The organism is Halomonas sp. PA16-9 (genome assembly GCF_009728585.1).
In the GTDB taxonomy this organism is placed as follows: domain Bacteria; phylum Pseudomonadota; class Gammaproteobacteria; order Pseudomonadales; family Halomonadaceae; genus Vreelandella; species Vreelandella titanicae.
The window spans coordinates 1641768-1665748 of record NZ_CP040451.1 but is presented as its reverse complement, the minus strand read 5'-3'; the positions used below and the strand labels follow the sequence as shown (position 1 = coordinate 1665748).

The 23981-nt window shown below is 55.1% G+C and carries 11 protein-coding genes and 11 pseudogenes; 5 read left to right on the top strand and 17 right to left on the bottom strand.

From position 1 onward, the window contains the following. Positions 1–26: 26 nt before the first annotated feature. The 8 genes and pseudogenes from FDY98_RS07725 to nrdR form a co-directional block, all read right to left on the bottom strand. A pseudogene (locus FDY98_RS07725) lies at positions 27–1282 on the bottom strand (DUF945 family protein). Between the two features lie 95 nt (positions 1283–1377). Then, positions 1378–1851 (bottom strand): phosphatidylglycerophosphatase A family protein, encoded by a 474-nt coding sequence (locus tag FDY98_RS07720; RefSeq protein WP_009288468.1) that lies wholly within the window; start codon positions 1849–1851, stop codon positions 1378–1380. After that, positions 1848–2849 (bottom strand): thiamine-phosphate kinase, encoded by a 1002-nt coding sequence (thiL, locus tag FDY98_RS07715; RefSeq protein WP_027958810.1) that lies wholly within the window; start codon positions 2847–2849, stop codon positions 1848–1850. Before thiL ends, FDY98_RS07720 begins: the two co-directional genes overlap by 4 nt. Positions 2850–2885: 36 nt before the next feature. After that, positions 2886–3378: pseudogene (nusB, locus tag FDY98_RS07710) on the bottom strand (transcription antitermination factor NusB). After that, the gene (ribH, locus tag FDY98_RS07705) at positions 3375–3863 is read right to left on the bottom strand and encodes a 6,7-dimethyl-8-ribityllumazine synthase (RefSeq protein ID WP_007114490.1); all 489 of its coding nucleotides are present in this window, start codon (positions 3861–3863) and stop codon (positions 3375–3377) included. The pseudogene nusB and the gene ribH overlap by 4 nt, the downstream one beginning before the upstream one ends. 18 nt (positions 3864–3881) lie before the next feature. Further along, on the bottom strand, positions 3882–5048 hold the full coding sequence (ribBA, locus tag FDY98_RS07700; RefSeq protein WP_027958809.1) for a bifunctional 3,4-dihydroxy-2-butanone-4-phosphate synthase/GTP cyclohydrolase II: 1167 nt from the start codon (positions 5046–5048) through the stop codon (positions 3882–3884). A gap of 87 nt (positions 5049–5135) precedes the next feature. Further along, positions 5136–6311: a bifunctional diaminohydroxyphosphoribosylaminopyrimidine deaminase/5-amino-6-(5-phosphoribosylamino)uracil reductase RibD gene (gene ribD / locus FDY98_RS07695; RefSeq protein WP_027958808.1), complete on the bottom strand. Its 1176-nt coding sequence runs from the start codon at positions 6309–6311 to the stop codon at positions 5136–5138. Further along, positions 6308–6801 (bottom strand): annotated as a pseudogene (nrdR, locus tag FDY98_RS07690) (transcriptional regulator NrdR). The gene ribD and the pseudogene nrdR overlap by 4 nt, the downstream one beginning before the upstream one ends. A 211-nt stretch (positions 6802–7012) precedes the next feature. Between nrdR and FDY98_RS07685 the strand changes: the two are divergent. From FDY98_RS07685 to FDY98_RS07675, 3 genes and pseudogenes are all read left to right on the top strand, one after another. Next, positions 7013–8779: pseudogene (locus tag FDY98_RS07685) on the top strand (sugar phosphorylase). Positions 8780–8998: 219 nt separating this feature from the next. Beyond that, positions 8999–9778, top strand: a pseudogene (gene dsbG, locus FDY98_RS07680) (thiol:disulfide interchange protein DsbG). 429 nt (positions 9779–10207) lie between these two features. Beyond that, on the top strand, positions 10208–10501 hold the full coding sequence (locus tag FDY98_RS07675; protein ID WP_022519796.1) for a GIY-YIG nuclease family protein: 294 nt from the start codon (positions 10208–10210) through the stop codon (positions 10499–10501). A 914-nt stretch (positions 10502–11415) separates the two neighbouring features. Here the strand turns inward: FDY98_RS07675 and FDY98_RS07670 are convergent. The 7 genes and pseudogenes from FDY98_RS07670 to FDY98_RS07640 all read right to left on the bottom strand — a co-directional run bounded on the left by FDY98_RS07670 (position 11416) and on the right by FDY98_RS07640 (position 17030). Further along, a complete protein-coding gene (locus tag FDY98_RS07670) occupies positions 11416–12288 on the bottom strand; it encodes a c-type cytochrome (protein ID WP_340146828.1) in 873 nt (290 codons plus the stop codon). Further along, positions 12249–12833, bottom strand: a complete 585-nt coding sequence (locus tag FDY98_RS27405) for a c-type cytochrome (RefSeq protein WP_340146827.1) — start codon at positions 12831–12833, stop codon at positions 12249–12251. Before FDY98_RS27405 ends, FDY98_RS07670 begins: the two co-directional genes overlap by 40 nt. A gap of 275 nt (positions 12834–13108) precedes the next feature. Continuing rightward, positions 13109–14423 (bottom strand): annotated as a pseudogene (locus FDY98_RS07660) (ATP-binding protein). After that, complete coding sequence (locus FDY98_RS07655) at positions 14420–15121, bottom strand: response regulator (protein WP_027959596.1); 702 nt, start codon at positions 15119–15121, stop codon at positions 14420–14422. Before FDY98_RS07655 ends, FDY98_RS07660 begins: the two are co-directional and overlap by 4 nt. A 169-nt stretch (positions 15122–15290) precedes the next feature. Then, positions 15291–15586: pseudogene (locus tag FDY98_RS07650) on the bottom strand (DUF6691 family protein). 86 nt (positions 15587–15672) lie between these two features. Beyond that, a pseudogene (locus FDY98_RS29380) lies at positions 15673–16135 on the bottom strand (YeeE/YedE family protein). Positions 16136–16164: 29 nt separating this feature from the next. Further along, a pseudogene (locus FDY98_RS07640) lies at positions 16165–17030 on the bottom strand (MBL fold metallo-hydrolase). A 199-nt stretch (positions 17031–17229) separates the two neighbouring features. Here FDY98_RS07640 and htc2 point away from each other — a divergent pair. Together htc2 and FDY98_RS07630 are read left to right on the top strand one after the other, a co-directional pair. Then, positions 17230–18845 (top strand): annotated as a pseudogene (gene htc2 / locus FDY98_RS07635) (methyl-accepting chemotaxis protein Htc2). A gap of 389 nt (positions 18846–19234) precedes the next feature. Further along, positions 19235–20851, top strand: coding sequence for a methyl-accepting chemotaxis protein (locus tag FDY98_RS07630; protein ID WP_009288459.1), 1617 nt, complete (start codon positions 19235–19237; stop codon positions 20849–20851). A 281-nt stretch (positions 20852–21132) separates the two neighbouring features. Here FDY98_RS07630 and FDY98_RS07625 read toward each other — a convergent pair whose 3' ends face one another. After that, on the bottom strand, positions 21133–22353 hold the full coding sequence (locus tag FDY98_RS07625; RefSeq protein WP_009288458.1) for a hypothetical protein: 1221 nt from the start codon (positions 22351–22353) through the stop codon (positions 21133–21135). 74 nt (positions 22354–22427) lie between these two features. Continuing rightward, positions 22428–23344, bottom strand: a pseudogene (locus FDY98_RS07620) (HAD-IIB family hydrolase). Positions 23345–23981 lie beyond the last annotated feature (637 nt).

Genomic DNA, 23981 nt, shown 5'->3' with positions numbered 1-23981 from the left:
ACCGTAGGTAAACTTTTCTTTTAAAATTATTGAGGCCAAAGCTCGGGCATCGGGCGCCCATTGATACGCCAAACGCCACGCACCACATCAAACTGCAGCTCCCGAGTCCCCAGGGGCAGACCTAACCATAATGCGGCGACGGTAGGCGCATCGTGCCAGGTAAAGTCGCCATCAATGCGCTCCAGCCATTTCGCCTGCTCTTTCTTTTTGTCGAGGTTAACCACACTCAGCTCATCCAACTGGCGGGCATCAAAAAACAGCGCGCCATCCGCATCCAGGCGAATACCCAACAGCGGACTGTCGATGGCGATGGTCATGACATCTAAACGTGGCGAGTCGCTAAGCACTTTGCGCAGATCCGGCTCCAAACGGGCCAGCAACCCTTCGGCCATAGGTAGACTAGCGTCTCCCCAGGCGGCTTCCTGGCGCAAACGGCGAATCAAGTGGCGAACCGCATCGGCATTCAAACGCGAAAGCTCCATCTCTATGCGGCCATTGAGCAGCGGCATATCAGGCGCTTGAGAAGGCACCATCACATCGCCCACTTCAAGCTCGCCTTTGATACGGAGTTCGCTCTCATCCAGCACCATATGGCTGTTTAGATCGAGAGGTGAAAACTGGATATCGTAGGAGGGGTAGCTGAGCGTCAGCGTTTCAATATGCAGGTGATCGCGTTGAGCAAAGTGGTAAGCATCATCAATATAAGTATAGCGGCTTTCGAGCACCGTGGGGCCTATCGCAAGCTGGGCCATACCGTCGGTCAGGGTAAGTTGATCAAATAACGCGCGTAGTCGCCAATCGCCAAACACGCCTTCCAAGCGCAGCCGACCACCGCGGACGGCTAAATCGCGGCCATTTTGTTGAATCACAAAGGGGGCAAGGGCAAGGCGCAATTCGCTATGACCGCTAAGGGTGTGATAGCGCCCCTGCCAACGCGGCACAGAGGGGCGGTGACCTCACCCACGGCTTGCTGCAGAACGGTATCGAGACGTGGTAGTACGGTGCCTTCGACATCCGTGCTTAAAATACCGTGCCGCGCGCTATACGTGAGCTCAAGGCGCCAGGGTCGACCCAAAAGCGGTGACAGTATCACCCTGCCTTGGGAGCTTAACCACCCTTGATGACTCTCAGTACGATTGACGCGCCACTCGCCCCGCGCCTCCAGATCTTCGAGCGCTTGGCGTAGACTGCGCTCAAACAGCACACTGGAGAGTAGCTGCGCTGCCATCCACACTACGGCTATAATCGCCAGCGTGGGGACAATCAGACGTTCCTTGCGCATGCTACCTCCTTGAAGCCAACGCCTTGCAGCCAATGCACTCGAAAAAAGTTATCAACCGCTCCTGATCTCTATTTACCACTTACCACTTACCAAGTTTAGTGTAGCCAGAACCACAGGTGCATAGTACTCCAGGCGTAGGCCCCTGCCATCACGTCATCGATCATAATACCAAAGCCGCCCGCCACGCGGCGGTCAGCCCAGCGAATCGGCCAGGGCTTAAAGACATCGAAGATGCGAAATACTACAAATCCCCATAGCGCAGCCTCCCACGAAAAAGGCACCGCCGCCATGGTTAGCCAGTAACCCACAAACTCGTCCCACACGATACCCGAGTGATCGTGTACCCCTAAATCGTGGGACGTTTTATCACATAGCCAAACGCCGACAATAAAGGCAACAAAACAAATACTCAGGTACCACCCCAGGGGCAGTTCCGCCATCATCCAGTAGAACGGAATGGCCGCTAGCGTGCCAAAGGTACCCGGCGCCCAAGGGACAGCACCGCTACCCAAGCCGAAGGCAAAAAAATGTGTTGGGCGACGCCAGACACTTTTCGGTGCATGATTCATGGCGCTTCCCCACTAAAATGCTGCCAGCCGGCATAGCCGCTGACATAACGACTCAGTTCACTCTGGCCAGAGGCAGTAACGCCTAACGCTTCACTGCAGTGGCCGATGACGGTCAGCGAGAGACCCAATGGCGCTAAACGTTGTTGCGCCTCTGCGACGTCGTCAGCGCCGAGGGTAACAAGCAGTTCGTAATCATCCCCGCCGGAAAGTGCCGCCTTTAGTGCAGCTTCCCGACCTAGGGAGCTTTCCAGTTCGTCCGCCAGTGGTAAGGCGTCTAGCGCGATGACGGCTCCGACCTGCGAAGCGTCGCGAATATGCGCCAAGTCGGCCAGTAGCCCATCGGAGATATCCAGTGCAGCGGTGGCTAAATCGCGCAACGCCAGGCCCGCCGCTAAGCGCGGTTGTGGCAATAGGTAGCGACTTAACAATGGATGCGCCAGATCGCGCTCGCCCTGCTGCCAAAGCGCCAGCCCGCCTGCCCCACCACCTAGTGCACCGGTGACAGCGATCAGATCTCCCGCCTGGGCACCGCTACGGGTCAAGGCTTCGCCCACCGGGAGTTCACCCATCACAGTAACGCCTATGGAAAGCGCACCGGAAGTGACATCGCCCCCCACCAGCGTGGTGGCGTGCTGCTGACAAAGCGTATGAAAGCCTCGCGCATAGTCTGTAAGCCAAGCATGGGTGGCTTCATCATTGGTAAACTGGCGCTGATCAAGGGTTAACGCCATCAAACACCAACGCGAAGTCGCCCCCATGGCGGCCAGATCGCTCAGCGCAACGGCCAAGGCACGGTGACCCACCGCAAATGCTGATGCTTCGCGGGGGAAGTGTACATCCACCACCGAGGTATCAACGCTCACGACCAACTGTTGGCCTGCTTGCGGCAACAGCAGCGTGGCGTCGTCTCCACATCCCAGTGTGACGCCATTTGACGCAGCCGACGCCTCCTGCGACGACATAAAGTAGCGTCGAATCAAATCAAATTCGGCAAGCACAAAGGCCCCTTAAACGCATTGTCATACCGCTCGCGTTCAGAGACGACGAGCGCTGACCTCGGCACTGCGCAAGCGAATAGCCAGCTTGTCGAGAATGCCGTTCACGTATTTATGGCCATCGGTGGCGCCAAATGACTTAGCCAGCTCAACGCCTTCGTTAATGACGACACGATAAGGTACTTCCATGCGGCGGGAAAGCTCGTAAGCGCCCAACCGTAGGATGGCCAACTCTACCGCATCGAGATCTTCTAAGCGGCGGTCTAGCAGGGGAGATTTCACGATCCAGTTCCGCTTTGAACCGCACGGTATTATGGAGTAACTCGTGAAACAGCGCCTTGTCGGCGATCTCCATCACCTTGACCCAATTTTCGTGATCTTCCAGGTCATCGTCGGCGACCTGGCTACGAAACTCGGCTTCAATGGTGGTAATGGATTTACCCGTCATGTGCCATTGATAAAGCCCCTGCACCGTTAATTCCCGCGCCGCGTGGCGGCCCTGCTGAGCGGCAGAGGGTTTACGCTCGCTCATTGGGTATCTCCTGACGGTAGCGCACGGAGCAGAGAGACCATTTCCATCGCGGCCATGGCAGCTTCGGTGCCTTTGTTACCGGCCTTGGTGCCTGCACGCTCAATCGCTTGCTCAATGGTTTCAACGGTTAACACACCATTAGCCACCGGGGTATCAAACTCAAGCTGTAAGTGATTAATCGCCGTATTACAGCCGCCCGCCACGTATTCAAAATGCGGTGTGCCACCGCGAATGACCGCGCCCAGGGCAATCACTGCGTCGGGTTTCATTACCTTCAACACGCGCTTCACCGCCAGCGGGAGTTCCCAGGCGCCCGGCACGTGAACAATGTGGATATGCTCGGCGTCGACACCGTGACGGGTCAAGCTGTCGACGGCGCCTTCCACCAGGCTATCGACCACGTGATGGTTAAAACGGCCGACCACGATGACATAGCGGCCATCGACATCAACAAACGTACCTTCAACTTGAGTGAGGGAGTGCATCAATTTATTCCTGCTGAATTAGTTCTGCTGAGAAGTTGGTTCATACGCCGTGTCATTAGGGCCCAGACGCTCTACGACTTCGAGGTCAAAGCCGGACAGCGCCGAAAACTTCCACGGTGAACTAAGTAATCGCATTTTACCCACGCCTAAATAGCGCAGAATCTGAGAACCGGTGCCGATGGTCAAGTAGTTACCGGCACCGTCGGAGTCGCTGGTACGCGGCTGGCGCACGCGATCCAAAAAGATATCCAGCTGGTCTTTCAAATCCTGGTGCGGGCGGCCGTCGTCAATCAACACAAACACGCCTGGCGCGGCACTGGCAATCTCTTCCAGCGCGCGATGGGCATCCCAGCGGCACTGTTCGTCTTTCATCAAGCCCATTACATCGCGCAGCGTATCAGTCAGATGCACGCGCACCGTGGTGGCCTGTTCCGGCGTGGGCTGACCGTTCACCAACGCCAAATGGTGAGCGCCCTGGATACGATCACGGAACACGTGCAGCTCAAGCTCGCCATGGGAGGTCATGACCGTTGACGCTTCCAGATGATCGATGGTCTGTTCGTTAACGATACGGTAGTGAATCAGATCCGCGATGGTACCGATCTTAATACCGTGCTCCTGGGCGAAGGCTTCAAGCTCGGGGCGGCGCGCCATGCTGCCATCATCGTTCATAATCTCACAGATTACACCGCTAGGGTCACAGCCCGCCAGTGCCGCCAAATCACACGAAGCTTCCGTATGCCCGGCACGGCGCAGCACGCCGCCCGGCTCGGCCATCAGCGGAAAGATATGGCCTGGCTGAACGATATCAGAGGGCTTTGCATTGGGTGCCACCGCGGCTTGCACGGTACGCGCACGATCTGCAGCTGAAATACCCGTCGTGACGCCTTCGGTTGCCTCAATGGAGAGAGTAAACTTGGTGCCAAAACCGGAACCGTTATCACGCACCATTAGCGGCAGATTAAGCTGCTCACAGCGGGCGCGAGTCATCGGCATGCAGATCAAGCCGCGGGCGAAACGGGCCATAAAGTTGATATGCTCGGCCTGCACTTTTTCGGCGGCCATGATGATATCACCTTCATTTTCGCGATCCTCATCGTCCATGAGAATCACCATTTTGCCCTGGCGGATATCGTCCACCAGCTCGGCGATAGGGGCTAAGCCTCTAGAGGAGGGGTGCGCCATGGAATCTCCAATAAGTGTTGTCACGATAGCTTGTCAGGATAGGTTATCGAGAAAGAGTGTCGCGAGAGTGAGTCACGATTTTGCGCGTCAGGGTACCTTGCTCTCGCAAAATTCGCCAGATGCGCTAGTCGCTAGAGGGGATGCAATAATGCGCCAATCGCGCCCTACTGCTCGCATATCGTGAATGGTTAACCGCCGCTGATCGGCCATACGTGAGAGCCCTGGCAACGCAAAAAGGGGCCGCGCTTCGCCGCCTAACAGTGTGGGGGCAACAAACAGCTGTAGCTCATCGACCAACGCCGCATCGAGCATAGCGCCCGCCAATGTCGCTCCGGTTTCCACCAGCAGTTCATTAACCTGTTCATTTTCGGCTAACCACTGCAGCATTGCCACTAAATCGATACGGCCATCGCTACCGGCGGGCAACACCTGTACTTCAGCGCCCGCCTGAGTTAACCGTTCCCGCTTCTCTTCCAAGTGGTCTGATGTGGTGATCACTAGCGTACGCCCAGGCTCGCTTAAACAGGCTGCCGCCAGAGGTAGGCGCAAGTGGGTATCTAAAATCACCCGCAGGGGCTGGCGGCGAACCACTTCGTCTGCGTTGTTAAGCTGTAACTGCTCTGCTCGTAACGTCAGCCGAGAGTCGTCCATAATGAGCGACTCAACGCCGCTTAATATCGCGCTGGAGCGTGCCCGTAGCCGCTGCACCTGGGTGCGTGCTTCAGGCCCGGTGATCCACTGAGACTCCCCCGACCCCATGGCGGTACGACCATCTAGACTCATCGCCATTTTCAGGCGCACAAAGGGACGCTGCTGGGTCATGCGAGCAATAAAGCCGGGATTCAGAGCGCGCGCGTCACTCTCTAATAACCCCACCGCCACCTCAACACCCGCCTCTTCAAGCAGACGAATACCGCGGCCACTCACCTGCGGGTTCGGATCCACCATGGCAACCACTACCCGCGACACCTTCGCTTCCTGGAGCGCCACCGCGCAGGGGCCAGTGCGGCCGGTGTGGGAACAAGGCTCCAGGGTGACGTAGGCGGTCGCGCCCAGGGCTTGCTCACCAGCATCATTCAACGCGTGAATTTCGGCGTGGGGTTCACCGGCACACAGGTGAAAGCCTTCACCGACAATCTGCTCGTCACGCACAATCACACAGCCGACCCGCGGGTTGGGATCCGTGGTGTATAAGCCTTTTTGCGCCAGTTGCAGCGCCCGCGCCATATAGCGGTGGTCGGCTTGGCTAAAGACAGCACTCATTTTGACGACTCGCTGCCATGGCCCAGTCGGGAAGAGGGCTCTTGGGACAGCCGGTCAATTTCAGCGCGAAATTCATCCAGATCCTGGAACTTGCGATATACCGAAGCAAAGCGGATATAGGCTACATGATCGAGGGTTTAAGCGCTTGCATGACCGACTCGCCAATATCACGGGCGTTGATTTCGCGATCGCCCCGGGCACGTAAGGTTTGGCGGATGCGCTCTACCGCCGCTTCAATGGCTTCTGCACTGACCGGACGCTTTTCCAGCGCACGCAACATACCTGCCCGCAGTTTGGCTTCATTAAAGCTCTCGCGGGAGCCGTCGGACTTCACCACCCGCGGCATTACCAATTCTGCGGTTTCGTAGGTGGTAAAGCGCTCTTGGCAGCTCGCACACTGGCGTCGACGACGGCGTACCTGATCACCATCCGCTACCAGGCGCGAATCAGTCACTCGAGTATCGTTTGCACCACAAAAAGGGCAATGCATGGCGGTCAACCTGTTGTCAGCTCGTGTCGGCGTACCGCACGAGTTAGCGTGTTATAACCTGTCAATGTGTGTGCTATTAATAGCGTTTTAGCAGTAGTAACTGCCACAAGCTAATGTATCTTAGCGTTTAAACGCGGTATCAACCTCGTATTGTAACGATTTGGCACACAAGCTGCAGCGTTTGTGGCAGATTGTTTATCAGGAGCTACCCATGCCCCCCTTTGAGCAGACCGTTAACGACTACCTCAGCCACCTTTATGGCCCCAGGGCGGGGGAAGTGCAGCGCCGTTTAAACCAGCGTCTAGCGCATTTTCAGTCGCTTGCCCCATTTTCATCCAGCTCCGGTAGAACCAGCACTAAAAACGCACCCTCTTGGAGCGAAAAAGATCAGTGGGTGATCAGCTACGGTGACTCGATTATTGAAGATATGTGCCGCCGTTGGCAGTGCTTAGCGATTTTCTTCAAGCGCGGTTGGGCGATCGCATCAGCGGTGTACATGTACTGCCCTTCTTTCCCTGGAGCAGCGACGACGGCTTTTCGGTGATTCACTACCGGGAAGTGAACCCCGATCTTGGTGATTGGTCGCACATCCGCGAACTCGCCAGCCATTACGACTTAATGGCCGACCTGGTGCTCAATCACGTCTCACGGGAGTCTCTCTGGTTTGTGGATTACCTGAGCGGCAGCCTGCCCGGCCGCGACTACTTTATCGAAGTCGATCCAGTTACCGATGTCTCCCAGGTGGTGCGCCCACGCAGCAGCCCGCTGCTGGTGCCCATTTCCACCCGGCGTGGCACCCGCTACCTGTGGGCGACGTTCTCCGAAGACCAGCTTGACCTGAACTTTGAAAATCCGGATGTGCTGCTGGAGTTCGTGGGTATTTTGCTGTTCTACCTGGAGCAAGGAACGCGGATTGTACGTTTGGATGCGGTGGCCTTTCTGTGGAAGCGGCTGGGTACTGCCTGCATTCACCTGCCGGAAACCCACACTGTGGTGCGGCTGCTACGAGCGATCGTGGATCACGTGGCCCCAGGTACCCTGTTAATCACCGAAACCAATGTGCCCCACCAGGAAAATATCAGTTATTTTGGCTTGGATCGGTTGCCAGCGGGGGGCCCCGACGAAGCCCATATGGTGTATCAGTTTGCCCTCCCCCCGCTGCTATTGCACACCCTCACCCGGGGCGAAGCGAGCACCTTACAAACCTGGCTTGCCAGCCTTCCGGTACTGCCCGACCAATGCACCTACCTCAACTTTACGGCCAGCCACGACGGCATTGGCGTGCGACCCTTGGAAGGTTTATTGCCCGATCACGAGCGGGATGCGCTGCTGGAGCTGATGCACCGTTTCGGAGGCTTTGTCAGCATGCGTAGCAACCCCCGATGGAAGCGATACGCCCTATGAGATCAATATCACCTGGTTTGAAGCCATGCGCGGCACCCGCCGCGGCCCCGACCCGTGGCAGGTAGCGCGTTTTCTATGCAGCCAAGCAATTATGCTGAGTTTGCAAGGTATCCCCGCGCTGTATATTCACACCCTAACTGGCACACTCAATGACGTGGAAGGCGTTGAGCGCAGTGGGCGGCTACGTTCGATCAACCGCCGGCGCTGGCAGCGTAGCGAGCTAGACCTGCTGTTAGATAGCCCTTCAACGCCCACCCACGATGTTTTTCACGCCTTAAACCGGCTATTAGACCAGCGCCGTCAAGAGTCCTGCTTTCACCCCAATGCCGCCCAGCGAGTGTTAGTCTCGGCACCGGAACTGCTGGCGGTAGAGCGCGGCCCACTGCACGATGGCCGCCGATTACTGGCTCTGTACAACGTCACCGATCTGCCGCTTCCCTTAGAAAACGTGGGCGAGGCAGTTACCCAGGCACTTGAAAAACACGCCTGGCAAGCGCTGGATCCCGCTAACCCCTGGGTCGCAGAAGGAGCGCTGCCGCCCTACGCGGTGCGTTGGCTGGTAGCTGATAGTTAACACCATTTCGTTAATACCATTGAGAAATCTAAAGTTTCAAAAATCGTAAGTTTCAAAAACCGTAAGTTGCGACATATTGCCCCAGCTATAAAGTGCATAATCCCTAAATAATGTTGTGCTGCGATAATCGCAACACGGCATTATTTTAGGGATTGCCAGCACTAAGGCGGCGGTTATTAAATCTCTAGCCTCTCACTCTTATTCAAACAAGGCGCTGCAATGCACTTAAAACGTCACGCTGGCATAAGTGGTTTTCTCCTGCTGGCAGGATTGGTCGGCACCTCTGCGAGCTATGCCGATGAGCTACCCGCCCCTATTCAGGCACTTGCCGACCAAGGCTTGGAAATTCATGGTCAATTCGATGCCCCCGGAGGGTTGCGCGGCTACGGCGCCAGCGTGCAGGGCCAGGACATGGCGATTTACCTGACGCCGGATGGCGAGCACGCCGTGGTGGGTACGCTAATGGATAATGAGGGGAATGACCTTACCGAAGCGCAACTGGATGAGCATGTACGTGCACCGCTAGAGGCACAAACATGGCAGCTATTAAGCGAAAGCCACTGGGTACAGGACGGCAATGTGGATGCCCCCGGGTGATTTACACCTTCACGGATGCCAACTGCCCCTACTGCCGTCAAATGTGGCAAGACGTTCGCCCCTGGGTGGAAGCAGGTGAGGTGCAGCTACGTCATATCATGGTAGGTATCTTAGCACCCGACAGCCCTGGAAAAGCAGCCGCTATTCTCGGCGCGACGATCCAGCGCGACACTGCATGCCCATGAAAGCGGCCAGCAGGAAATCGAAGCTAGTGCCCAACCGAGAGAAATTGAAGAGCAGGTGTACGCCAATAACCAGTTGTTCGAAGAGCTGGGCCTATATGCAACCCCCACTTCCGTTTTTCAGCGTGAAACAGAGAACGGGGCCGTGCGTCTTGACCGTATTCAGGGTATGCCCAGTGATGAGCGGCTGATCGAGATGATGGGCAGTGAAACACCTTGATGAACTTAGCCTGCCACCGCTAGCTGAGATTGCCGCGTCGCTGCGCTCCTCGCAATGACGTAGGTGATGTCATTGAAATCCTTCACCTGTCATTGCGAACGTAGTGAAGCAATCTCGGGGTTAATCTGCCACCGCCGCCAAAGATTGCCGCGTCGCTGCGCTCCTCGCAATGACGTAGGTGAATATCCTACTGTCATTGCGAACGTAGCAATCTAATTTGTTGCATTGCGAGCAACGCGACATTGTGAGCCCCGCCCCCTGTCATTGCGAGCGCAAGCGAAGCAATCTCTAGGTTAATCTACCACTGCAAGCTAAGGTCGTTTCACTTTTCATAGTCAAAATAAGGATACTGACTGCAATGATGCGCCCCTACCATTGCTAATAAAATGAAGTTAGATTAATAAAAATCCATCACCGAAAGGTCGGTTCATGTCGACAACAAACAATCTTTATTATGTTTATATGCTGACTAACCGCACTCACCGCGTTCTTTACATAGGAGTTACAAACAACTTGGAGCGCAGGCTTTATGAACACCGCCAAGGTTTAATGCCAGGATTCACCAAAAAGTACCGTTGCCACAAACTTGTATGGCTAGAGGAGTCAAATAGTATAGAAGATGCCATCAGGCGCGAAAAACAGCTTAAAGCGGGTTCACGTCAACGTAAAAATGCTCTAATTGACTCCCTTAATCCTGATTGGGTTGAGCTTGCCCCATACTAATATCATTCTGAGTGCCACACCCCTTATTATCGTGAGCCTCTCTTTCATTGTGGGCCCTCCCTGTCATTGAAATCCTTCACCTGTCATTGCGAACGTAGTGAAGCAATCTCGAGGTTAATCTGCCACCGCCGCCAAAGATTGCCGCGTCGCTGCGCTCCTCGCAATGACGTAGGTGATGTCATTGAAATCCTTCACCTGTCATTGCGAACGTAGTGAAGCAATCTCGGGGTTAATCTGCCACTGCCAAAGATTGCCGCGTCGCTGCGCTCCTCGCAATGACGTAGGTGATGTCATTGAAATCCTTCACCTGTCATTGCGAACGTAGTGCAGCAATCTCGGGGTTAATCTGCCACCGCCGCCAAAGATTGCCGCGTCGCTGCGCTCCTCGCAATGACGTAGGTGATGTCATTGAAATCCTTCACCTGTCATTGCGAACGTAGTGCAGCAATCTCGGGGTTAATCTGCCACCGCCGCCAAAGATTGCCGCGTCGCTGCGCTCCTCGCAATGACGTAGGTGATGTCATTGAAATCCTTCACCTGTCATTGCGAACGTAGTGAAGCAATCTCGAGGTTAATCTGCCACCGCCGCCAAAGATTGCCGCGTCGCTGCGCTCCTCGCAATGACGTAGGTGATGTCATTGAAATCCTTCACCTGTCATTGCGAACGTAGTGAAGCAATCTCGGGGTTAATCTGCCACTGCCAAAGATTGCCGCGTCGCTGCGCTCCTCGCAATGACGTAGGTGATGTCATTGAAATCCGCTACCTGTCATTGCGAACGTAGTGAAGCAATCTCGGGGTTAATCTGCCACCGCCGCCAAAGATTGCTTCGTCGCAAGTTCCTCGCAATGACATAAAGAGGACTCCTCTCAATGACAAAAATGAAAGTTCCTCATAATCACATTTCGTGACGGTATTACTCCTCGGAAAGGTTTTCAAACCTCGGCATCCCGACGTTCCAGGGTTTAAGGTCGCCCTTCTCCCCGAAGTTGTCGTGATCACCGAGTACATGGCCGTCGTGTTCGCGGGTTTGCCCGTACAGTGAGCGGTTATGGAAGGTCGGGCCAAAACGCTCGGCTGTCTCGGCGACATCGCCCGTGTAGCGAGGGTCTTGGGGTCGCTCTTGGCTGCTTATGAAGTAAGCAATATCCCAGGCGTCTTGATCGCTGAGTGACCGCGGCTGACCAAGCGGCATATTTTGGTAAATAAAGCCCGCCATGGTTTCTACTCGCGCGATCCCCGCGCCCCAATTATTAGAGCCGTCGCCCCAAGGGGCTGGAAATACGTATTCACCGTTTTCATAGTGGCCAGAGCCATCGTTCTGATGGCATATCGAACAATTTTCCTGGTAAGCCGCTTCGCCCCTAGCGTAGTCGGGCTCTTCAGCTGGCTCATCCGGTGCGGGGAAGCCACGCCCATAGATCGGTTTGTCTGGATACATCGGCGCACCGGTGGCCAGCCATTGATGGTAGGCGCTTAGCGCCAGCATTTCATCGCTGCCATACTCCGGTGGCACGCCATTCATGGAATAAGCAAAGCAACCTGCGATACGTTCTTCCAGGTTATTCACATGCTGGTTCTTACCACGAAAATCCGGCAGCGTGATAGCCGCGGCCCACACTGGCGCACTGAACGGCACCCGCCCTTCGCCCAAATGACAGCTAGAGCAGTTCATATCATTGAACACGTTCTCACCACGCAACTGCTGCGTATTGGTGAATAGATCATGCCCATAGCGGATGACTTTTTTCAGTTCCGGATGAAGTTCGGAATTCTCAAGGTCTTCCATGGTGGGGGCTCGTGTACCAGCATATTCAGCGCAGCGTCTGGACGCTCTTCTGGCTGGGCAATAACCGTGGCTGTATAAAAGGTACCGAACGCCAGCGAGCAGCCGGTCAGGGTTATGACGAGGGAGCGACGACAGATGGTCATTGTGCTGTCTCCTGTTCTTCTGAACCGGTTGCGTGGCATACCAGGCAGACCCGCCTGAATGTCGTTATCGCTCATGCGTTTGGCAATGGCCCCCATGAGATTCTGTGGGTCGTTGATGCGTGTCTCGTTTTTCCACGCCCTCAACTGAGCGCTGATATAGCCAGCATGCTGGCTGGCGACACCTGGGAAGGTGCTGCCAACGCCCGTACCACCGGGCCCGTGGCAGCTTTGGCAGGAAAACAATGTAGGCGTTCCAATCGCCGCGTTCGGCAAGCTGTTGACCCGCGCCAGCAGCGCTTCGTCGGCCTCATCGCCGCCTTGCCCCGGCGTTACCGGCATTTGGCTATAGTATTCGGCAACATCGGCTATTTGCTGATCGTCGAGCATATTGGCAAACGTCATCATGTCGCATTTTGACGCTGCCCGGCTTTAAGTCGTGCAACTGCTTAGCGATATAGTCCGCATTCAGCCCCGCTAAGCGCGGCCATGACTCACCATTGGGCACATTCATATGCCATCGGCCTGATGACAGGCTGTGCAGGTAGCCGCTGCAGCCTGGCCTCGCTCCGCGTCACCTGCTGCGCCAGCGCGCCTCCAGTGACTAAGCTAATCCCTATCAGCAGGCCAAACCTTAAGTATTTTTTATTCATCTCGGTTTCTCCCTTGCGTTATCGTTGTTAGCTACCCGCCACTGGCACCACCAGACGGGCGGTAAAACCACCTCCAGCAGGGCTGACAAACGTCACTTCGCCACCAAAACGTTCGCGATAGCAGCCACAATGGCTAACCCCAGTCCACTGCCTTGCTGTTTACTGGCGCGCCAGAATCGTTGAGTTAATTGTTCAAGCGTCGCGCCATCACACCTGGGCCTTGGTCGCTAACGCTAAAGGTAAGATGGCGCTCCCCTGGCTCCCACTGCGCATCAAAGTTAACGGGGGCATCGGGGCCCATGGTTAATAGCGTTATCGAGCAAATTACGCAGCGCGGTGATAGCCAATTCGCGGGGCATCGCAAGGGCGACATCGGGCCAATGGGGCGACACTACAAAGCGGGCTGATTTGTTGTGCTGGCTATCCGCCAGGGCGTGTTCGGCTACATCTGCGACGCGACTAGCCTCACCATCATCAAAGCGCACACGCCCCTCTACGCGAGCCAGCGTGAGCAGTTGGTCAAGGGTTGAGCTCAACCGCACCACTCCCTCTTCAGCATAGTTGAGCGATGTTATTGCGGCCTGACCTTCGACCCGGCGAGCCACTTGCAGGTGGGTTTTGATCGCGGTAAGCGGTGTGCGCAGTTCGTGGGCGGCATCGTTTGTAAAGCGCTGCTCACGGATAATGGTTTGCTGTACACGCTCAAGAAGCGTATTTAAGGTTTCAATCAGCGGACGAATCTCTTTAGGCAGGCCATAGGTAGCGACAGGGGCCAGTGCATCGGGGTGGCGATTGGCCAGCGATTCGCGCAGCCGTGTTAGTGGTGCTAAGCCACGCCAAACCCCCAGCCAAAGCGCAAACATGCTGCCTACCAGCGCTACGATAAAGGGCACCACGGTCATGCGTATAACGCCGCCGAGCAGCATATCGCGCTCATCCATACGATCAGCGGTGGTAATCACGATGCCACCGCGCTCGTAGGTAAATACCCGCCAAGTCACGTCGCCTGCCTGGCGATAAGTGTGGCCGCCCTCTCCCGGGCGAGAATAGCGTCCATATCGGCATGGGTGCGCGCCATGATTTCGCCTTGGGGCGAGTGCACTTGGCAGGCCAGACCCTCAATGGGTGGAATAGACAGCACTGGATGCTCGGCATCCTCCCATACGTCAAACGGCAGCTGCAGGACTAACCCGGCCACCATTCTTGCCGACTGCGCTAAGCGCTGATCCAGGGTTTCCACAAACTTCTCTTCCAGGTCGCGCATCAGCCACGCCGCCGCCACACCCCAGAGCAGTGCCAGCGTTAATCCCAGAGTCAGCAGCAAGCGCGCACGTAAACTCATAGCTGCCCCTTATAGGGCGTACCGGCCGCATGTACCGCCTCGGGTTTGCCCAACCGATAGCCAAGCCCGCGCACTGTTTCAATCACGCCGCTCCCCAACTTGCGGCGCAGGTGGTGGATATGCACATTCAGCGCATTGCTCTCAACATCGTCGTTCATACCGTAAAGGCTATCTTTAAGCTGGTCGGCTGACAGGACGCTGCGTGGCGATTGCAGGAAGGTTTCAAGCAGCACCAGCTCCCGGCGAGACAGCATAATCAGCTGTTCATCGACGTAGACCTCCCTAGCCGTTGGATCTAAGCAGAGTGCGCCATGGGCAATCAGGCCGCTGCTGCGCCCTGCTACTCGGCGTAACAAGGCGTGCAAACGCGCTACCAACTCATCTAAATCGAAAGGTTTCACCAGATAGTCGTCGGCGCCGCCCTGTAGTCCATCCACTCGGTCACGCACCGCATCCCTTGCGGTTAACACCAGCACGGGAACGTCGTTGCCCTGCTCGCGCCACTCGGCCAGCAATTGAAGACCATCGCCATCGGGCAATCCGCGATCAAGAATGACCACATCACTGGCCACCGTTCGCATCGCCTGACGGGCAGCGATCCCCGTGGAGACGTGATCGACCACAAAGTCGAAGGTCATTAATCCAGCGCGAATACCCGAAGCAACCAGCGGGTCATCTTCAATCAACAAGACGTGCATAGCGGTTTCCTATTTATTACCCATCAGCATGGCGGACGAGCATTAACCCAGCGTTAAGACAAATAAAAACGCCCTTGCTTTGATGGCAAGGGCGCGGGCATGGCAATCGCCGAATTAAGGACGAATGGCTAGGCGAGACGCTTAGCAGCAAACCACCCCAACACCATGGTCACCAGCATGGCCAATAGCGGTAAGGAAAGACCGCCATGGAGGCAATCGCTGGCCCTGGGCAGTAGCCGGAAAGCCCCAGCCGATGCCGAACAGGGCAGCGCCCCCTAATAACTTCGCGTCTAACTCTCGTTTGGTCGGTAACTGAAAGACGCCACCCAACAACGTGCAGTACGCTTGAATACCAGCCGATAGCCATAAAGGTGGTGATGACGGCCCCGCCCAATACGAACATTAGCGTTGGATCCCAGGCGCCCGCTACGTCTAGAAACCCACTACTCGCGCGGGGTCGGTCATGCCTGAAACAGCTAAGCCGATACCGAAAAGCAGCCCCGCCGCATATCCTGCCGCTGTTTTCATCCAATGACTCTTGTTTGACTGACTCATACTCCACCGCCTAGGCCTAGCATGTGGCGCGAGATATAAACGGTCACTAGCGCCGTCAGCAAAAACATACCGGTGGCCGCCATGGAGCGTGGTGCCAAGCGCGCCAGCCCGCATACCCCATGGCCGCTGGTACAGCCACTGCCCAGCCCCGTGCCTACGCCCACTAACAGCCCAGCCACCAGCATTAACCCTACGCCTCCCACCGCGCGCAATCACCTCACCAGGGCTTCCGGCAACGTTGCCCAAACCACCACCTAGCGCCATAAGCAGAAGCGGGCCGCTTATCAGCCCTAACAGAAAAGCCACTCGCCAAGCGCTATCGCCCTTGGGGCATTGGTTATCAAATTGCCCACGATGCCACTGATACCGCGATACGCCCAGCGTTGCCATCAACCAGGTAGCGGAAAGCCCGATCAACACACCCCCAACCAGCCCTTGTAAGCCTGCTGTCCAATCCACGGGTCACTCCTTAGTTCGCACTTACACCATTAGAAAAAATTAAGCGGCACTTTGAGATAGACAGTGCCATTCTCTTCCGCAGGAGGCAGTTCCCCCGCACGCATATTGACCTGCACCGAAGGAATAATGAGCCGTGGCATGCCTAAGGTGGCGTCGCGCTCAGTGCGCATCTTCACGAACTCGTCTTCGCTGATACCTTCATGAACATGGACGTTCTCACTGCGCTGTTCCGCAACGCTGGTTTCATGCTGAAAGGTATCGCGACCGGGAGCTTTATAGTCGTGGCATAAGAACAGCCGCGTCTGCTCGGGAAGCGCCAATACTTTTTGATAGAGTGATAAAGAGTGCGCGCATCTCCACCGGGAAAGTCGCACCGCGCGGTGCCATAATCCGGCATAAATAGCGTATCGCCTACAAAGGCGGCATCGCCTATTACGTAGGTTAAACAAGCGGGCGTATGTCCTGGGGTATGCAGCACCTGGCCCTGTAATTGGCCAACGGCGAACGTATCCCCTTCTTCAAACAGCGCATCAAACTGGCTGCCATCCCGAGCAAACTTACTGCCCGCATTGAATGCCTTACCGAATATCTCCTGCACCTTCACTATGTTGGCACCAATGCCGGTTTTACCCCCTAACTGTTCATGTAGGTATGGCGCTGCCGAGAGGTGGTCTGCATGTACATGGGTCTCCAAAATCCAGACTACATCGAGATCGTGTTCGCGAATAAAAGCGATGATGGTGTTAGCAGATCGCACGTCGGTTCGCCCAGCGGCATAATCAAAATCGAGTACCGAATCTATAATTGCGCAGGCACGGCTATCAGGGTCTTGGACGACATAGCTAAAGGTGTTCGTAGGCTCATCAAAAAAGTGCGTAACGATTGGGCGTTGCATCGTTGCCTCCCATAGGGGTGGTGATCTCAATCTCATGCTATAAAGACAGCATAGTGCATTTTAAGTTCTATATTTAGATTATTTTAGAATATAAGGGTGCTATATATCCCAAAAGAGTGTTCAAGACTATTTTTGCTAAGGTCTGCTCCATTTAGGCCGATAATGAAGGAGTTACTCAATTACAAAAATTAGGAAGAACATGACTCACTTAACAACGACACAAAAACTCTGGGGAACGCTGGGTATTATCTGGGTTGCCATGCTGCTATTGGTTGGCTGGCTTGCCTGGGAGAACCGCCAGACGATTGAGAGCGAACGCCGCGATAGCATTCAATACGTAGTGGAAAGCGTGCAAAACCAAATTGAAGCCCTGCAAGAACGGGTAGCCTCCGGTGAACTTAGCCTGGAAGAAGCGCAGCAGCGTGCGATCGATAATATGTCTAGCGTTAGCTTTGGGGCGGGCGAGTATATCTTTTCATTCAACGATGACTTACTGATTATCTCGCATCCTAGCCGCACACCCGGCACTGACATGACCAATTATGAAGACGCCAGCGGGATGGCGCTGTACCCCGAGTTGCTGCGTGTCGCGCAAGCAGGTGGTGGTCACGTCAATTACTATTCTACCCCGCGGGTGGCGACGAGCAGCTGCCGAAAACCAGTTATGTAGCACACCTTCCCGAATGGGACTGGTCACTGGCGACCGGCGTTTATGTCGATGATATTAATGCCGCCTTTATTGCCGGTTTGATTCGCTCGATCGTGATACTACTGATCATTGGCCTGCCGGTAACGCTGCTGATGGGATGGGTTATTCGTGATGTTTCTCGTCGTTTAGGTGGAGACCCACGCTATGCAGCCAACGTAGTACGTCATATTGCCGACGGCGACCTGACCCAGGTCACACGGCTTTCGCCGAAGGATCAACAGAGCTTACTTTTTAATATCAACCGGATGCGTGAAGCTCTTGCCGAGACGATTGGTGACATCCACCTAGGTGCAAGCCAGGTCAACAGTGGCGTAGAGCAGATCGTGGGCGTAAACGAAGAGCTTTCGACCCGCACCGAAGAGCAGGCAGCATCACTAGCTGAAACCGCTTCCAGTATGGAACAGCTCACCGCGACTGTTAAGCAAAATGCTGAACACGCTGACCATGCGCGTAAGCTTGCCACCAGAGCGGCCGATAGCGCTCAGCGCGGCAGCGACTCGATGTCGTCCGTCACGACCACTATGGCGACGATTAACGAAAGCGCCACACAGATGAGCAGCATCGTTAACACCATTGACGGTATCGCTTTCCAAACCAATATTTTGGCACTGAACGCGTCAGTTGAAGCCGCCCGAGCAGGTGATCAAGGGCGCGGTTTTGCGGTTGTCGCCAATGAGGTTCGTCAACTTGCCAGCCGCTCAGCTGCTGCGGCACAGGAGATTAAAACGCTGATCGAAGCGTCGGACAGCAAAGTAGTTGAAGGCAGCCGCCAAGTACGCGACACCGGTGATGTGATTAACAGCATGGTCGATGATATCAAACAGCTCAGTACGCTGGTTCAGGAAATTTCTGCGGCTACCATTGAACAGAGCAGCGGCATTGAGCAGGTCAACCAAGCGGTAACGCAAATGGATCAAATGACCCAGCAAAATGCCAGCCTGGTGCAAGAAAGCACTCACGCGACTCAAGCCCTGGCCCAGCTCAGCGCCCAGCTGCGCCAACTGGTTGCCCACTTCCGCATCCACCAGAGCACGGAGCATACACAGGCAAGCTTACCCGCCTCCTCACCCGCCCCGCAGACCGCTCATCAACATAGCGATTTTTGATGTTTTGTCATTGCGAGCGCAGTGAAGCAATCTCAGGGTTACCTGCCACCGCAGATCGAGATTGCCTCGTCGCTGCGCTCCTCGCAATGACGTAGGTGATATCATTGAAATCCTTCACCTGTCATTGCGAACGTAGTGAAGCAATCTCGGGGTTACCTGCCACCGCAGATCGAGATTGCCTCGTCGCTGCGCTCCTCGCAATGACATATGAGTAGGCTCCTCACAATGATCAACTGGGTGTCATTGCGAGCGATGTGAAACACATCTCAGAATATGCTGCCTCGGCAAGCGAAATTGCCGCGGCAGCATTTACTTTAAATTTTGCTAAGGTATTGGTGCCTTAGGCCGATAGGGAACAACGTTGCTTACTTACATCGGCTAGGAAAAAAATGACACGCTTAACGACGACGCAAAAACTCTGGGGAACGCTGGGTATTATCTGGGTTGCCATGCTACTGCTGGTAGGCTGGTTGGCCTGGGAGAATCGCCAGACGATTGAGAGTGAACGCCGAGACAGTATTCAATACGTGGTGGAAAGCGTACAGAGCCAAATTGAAGCGCTACAAGAGCGGGTAGTTGCTGGAGAGCTCAGCCTTGAAGAAGCCCAACAGCGTGCCATCGACAATATGTCTAGCGTCAGTTTTGGCGGTGGAGAATATATCTTCTCCTTCGATGATGACCTAAAGATCGTTTCCCACCCCAAGCGCCCCCGCGGTGAAGACATGAGCGCTTACCAGGATGCCAGCGGCATGGATCTTTACGCTGCTTTTCGAGAAGCAGCTCAAGCTGGCGGTGGGCACGTTGACTACTACTCCCGTCGTATCACTGGTGATGAGCAGGTACCGAAAATCAGTTACGTGGCCTATCTTCCCGAATGGCAGTGGTCGCTGGCCACGGGTGTTTATGTAGATGATATAAACGAAGCTTTTATTACACGTTTAATTTACTCGGTAATGGTACTGCTGATTATAGGCCTTCCTGTAACGCTGCTAATGGGCTGGGTCATTCGTGATGTTGCTCGCAGGCTGGGGGGCGACCCACGCTATGCAGCTAGCGTAGTACGCCATATTGCTGATGGAGATTTGACCCAAACCACTCAGCTTTCGCCGAAGGATCAGCAGAGCTTACTATTTGATATCAACCGGATGCGTGAAACCCTGGCCAATACCATTGGCGATATTCACCACGGCGCAAACCAGGTTAACAGTGGCGTAGAGCAGATTGTGGGTGTTAACGAAGAGCTTTCCACCCGTACCGAAGAGCAGGCAGCGTCGTTGGCCGAAACGGCCTCCAGCATGGAGCAGCTTACCGCCACGGTTAAACAAAATGCCGAACATGCGGATCACGCACGAACACTTGCCACGCGCACCGCTGACAGCGCTCAACGCGGCAGTGACTCAATGTCCACGGTGATCTCCACCATGGCGACGATTAACGAAAGCGCCACTCAAATGAGCAGCATCGTTAACACCATTGACGGCATCGCCTTCCAAACCAACATTTTGGCACTTAATGCTTCTGTGGAGGCCGCCCGAGCCGGCGAGCAGGGGCGCGGTTTTGCCGTTGTCGCCAATGAAGTTCGCCAACTAGCCAGCCGTTCGGCTGCCGCCGCCCAAGAGATCAAAACGCTGATCGAAGCGTCGGATAGCAAAGTGGTGGAAGGCAGCCGTCAAGTGCATGACACCGGCGATGAGATCAATGGCATGGTCGATGACATTAAACAGCTCAGTACACTGGTTCAGGAAATCTCTGCAGCCACCATTGAGCAGAGCAGCGGCATTGAGCAGGTCAATCAGGCGGTAACGCAGATGGATCAAATGACCCAGCAAAATGCCGGCCTGGTGCAAGAGAGTAACCACGCCACCCAAACGCTCGCACAGCTCAGTGCTCAGCTGCGTCAACTGGTTGCCCACTTCCGCATTAACCAGAGCACGGGACATGCACAAGCAAATTTACCCGCCTCGTCATCGGCTCCGCGTGCAGCCCTCCAGCACAGCGATTTTTGATGTCTTGTCATTGCGAGCGCAGTGAAGCAATCTCGGGGTTACCTGCCATCGCAGATCGAGATTGCCGCGTCGCTGCGCTCCTCGCAATGACATATGAGTAGGCTCCTTGCAATGACAAATGGGTGTCATCGCGAGCGAAGCGTGGCGATCTCGGTGTTGTCATTGGGAACGCAGTGAAGCAATCTCGAGGTTACCTGCCATCGCAGATCGAGATTGCCGCGTCGCTGCGCTCCTCGCAATGACATATGAGTAGGCTCCTTGCAATGACATATGAATAGGCGCTAAACCTTACCTTGGTTATCCAGCTCTACCGCTTCGTGCATACGCGTGAGCAGATCTGGCACCGCGGCCTGAACACGGTTCCAGCTGGGGATAAAGGGTCGCTCACGTGGGTTATCCATAAAAAGATTGCCCGCTTCGAGCAGGTTACTGGCAAACAGCTCCACAGCCTGCTCTTCGCTGTGGCGATCAAGGCTTAGGCCGTTCATCGTCGCATCGTGGTCGTAGGCTTCGATCAAATCCAGCGCAAAGCGGTAGTAGGTAGCTTTAAGCGTGCGGAAGTCTTCGCTGCTAAAGGTAACCCCCTGGGTGGCTAGTTTGCGATAGAGCGCTTTTGAAATATCCAGGCTCATGCGGTTTAAGCCGCTATCAGGATCATCTTCGCTAACCGGCTGATGCTTGTGGTCGTAGGCATCGGCAATATCTACCTGGCAGAGCTGGCGCAGGGAGTAGTTGCGTTGTAACTCCGACAAAACGCCAATTTCCAGCCCCCAATCCGCAGGCATACGAATCCCCTCTAGCACTTCGCTGCGCATCGCAAACTCACCTGACAGTGGGTAGCGAAAGCTATCCAGGTAATCAAGGTAGGGCATCGGCCCACAGACAGTTTTAAGCGCCCGCAGCAGCGGTGTGACTAACAGCCGTGAGACGCGCCCATTCAGTTTGCCCTCGGCAATACGGGGGTAATAACCTTTGCAGAAGCTGTAATTGAAATTGGGGTGCGCCACCGGATACATCAAGCGCGCAAGCAGCCCACGCTCATAGGTCAAAATATCGCAGTCGTGAAGCCCTACCACCGTCGAGCGCCCTGACGACAGCATATAGCCTGCGCAATACCATACATTGCGCCCTTTCCCAGGCTCTAAAGCGCCTAAACCGTGCTCTTCCAGCTCCGCATCCAGGGCGCGCAGCCGTGGGCCATCGTTCCATAAGATGCGCGTGTGTTGCGGCAGGCGTGAGAAAAACTCCCGAGCATATAAAAATTGCTCGCGATCGGCTCTATCCAGGCCAATGACAATCTCGTTGAGATAAGGGACTTTAACCAGCTCATCGACGATCGCCGACAGCGCTGGCCCTTCCAGCTCCGAAAACAGCGACGGTAGAATCAGCCCCATTGGACGTCGTCGAGCAAACTGGCACAGCTCTTGTTCAAGCGCCTCCACCGAGCGCCGGGTAAGGTTGTGAAAGTCGGTAATAATTCCGTTTTGATGAAAGTCACTCATTCACTTACCTCCCTGGATTCATAGAACTGGGGTCAAAGTACTGGACTCAAATAACTGTACTCAAAGAACTGTACTCAAAGGACAGCGGCATCGCCCTTTTCCGCCGTCGCTAAACGGCGGTCATCTCGCCCCCACCAGTAGGCCACTCCCTCAGCCCAGCCGGTTGGCCCTGTGGCATCCGTGCGATAGAGCGAAGCGTTGCGGGGTTCTACGGCTAAGTCGTGACAACCTCGTATCACGACCGCTTGATCCACTGCTTCGAGCATTGTGATATCGTTTGGCCCATCTCCCAAACCCAATGAAAGAGGCATTCGCCCTCTTAATGCCGTGAAGCGTTTAACCAGCCACTCGACGGCATTGCCCTTATCGGCGGAGCGCCCCATTACATGCCAAAAGCGCCCACCTTGAGTAAGCTGTAAGCCATCCCCCTCTAAAGCGGCGCGAAACGTCTCAAGGGCCGCGGCCGAGTCTTCCCACAACAACGGTTCGCTACCTTCCCGCTGCCGAGCATCCCGGGCGCGAACTGCGTCGAGCCCGGTAAGCTCCATCACCTCAGCTACGCTCATCTCTCCCATGCGGGTAAAGCGAATATCCAAGCGTTCACGCCACACCTTTAATCGGGCACGTATAAAGCCAATATCCACACCAGGATGTTTGATAACGACACCATCACGGCCACTGCCTGGACGGTCTAAGCGTGCATGACACCAGCCAGGGGGAGACCAATAACCGCACCATTTTCAGCAATAAATGGGGTTGCCGTGAGGCCCAGCGCTTCGCGCAGCGGTATCAGTTCGGCACGGGTTTTACTGGTCACCGGAACCACCGGCACCCCCATTTGCTTTAAGCGGGCAAGCCAGGGAGCAGCAGGGCTGAAGTCATAACTGTGATGGTCGAGCAGTGAGCCATCTAAATCGGTCAAGACAAGCCGCGGCTGCAGAGCCGGATCAACCGAAGGGGTTGACGCTGAAAGACGAGCGGGTTCAGGCATAGCACTACCTCTCTTCGGCCTTAACGCTTCGTTAAGACGTCATGTCTAGAACGCCTAAATAGCTATGGCCAGCTATTAACTACTATGACCAGCTATTAATTGCTACGTAAAGCATAGCAATTAATAAGCCAAAACAGAGAAGTGTCTATTCAACAGAGGGTTACGTGGCATTTGACGGGATAAATAAATCAGAGTACTTGCAAGCACCAAAAAGAGGCAGTTAAAACGCACCACAAAAGTGCATGAAGCAGATCGGTGCGCTTTGTACAGCCCCTTTCAGAATAAGCATTAGCGATAACTAAGATGATAAAAAGTAAAAAAAGCTTTACCGCACTTGGCAACGCTTAATAAATAGCTATACTGATATTGTACCCACTGGCAATCCTGTACACCCCCTCACCTGATGCCAGTGGACTGCAGTGAGCCAAGCCCTTTAATGCCCGCCTCCCCCGGCGGGCTTTTTTCTATGTCATTACCCCTCTTATGTCATCGCGAGCGAAGCGTGGCGATCATGTTGCCGTCATTGCAAACATAGAGAAGCAATCTCGGGGTTAGCTATCACTGACAAATCAGATTGCCGCGTCGCTGCGCTTCTCGCAATGACATTTTCCTTATAGCTGAGCAGCTATTTACTCCT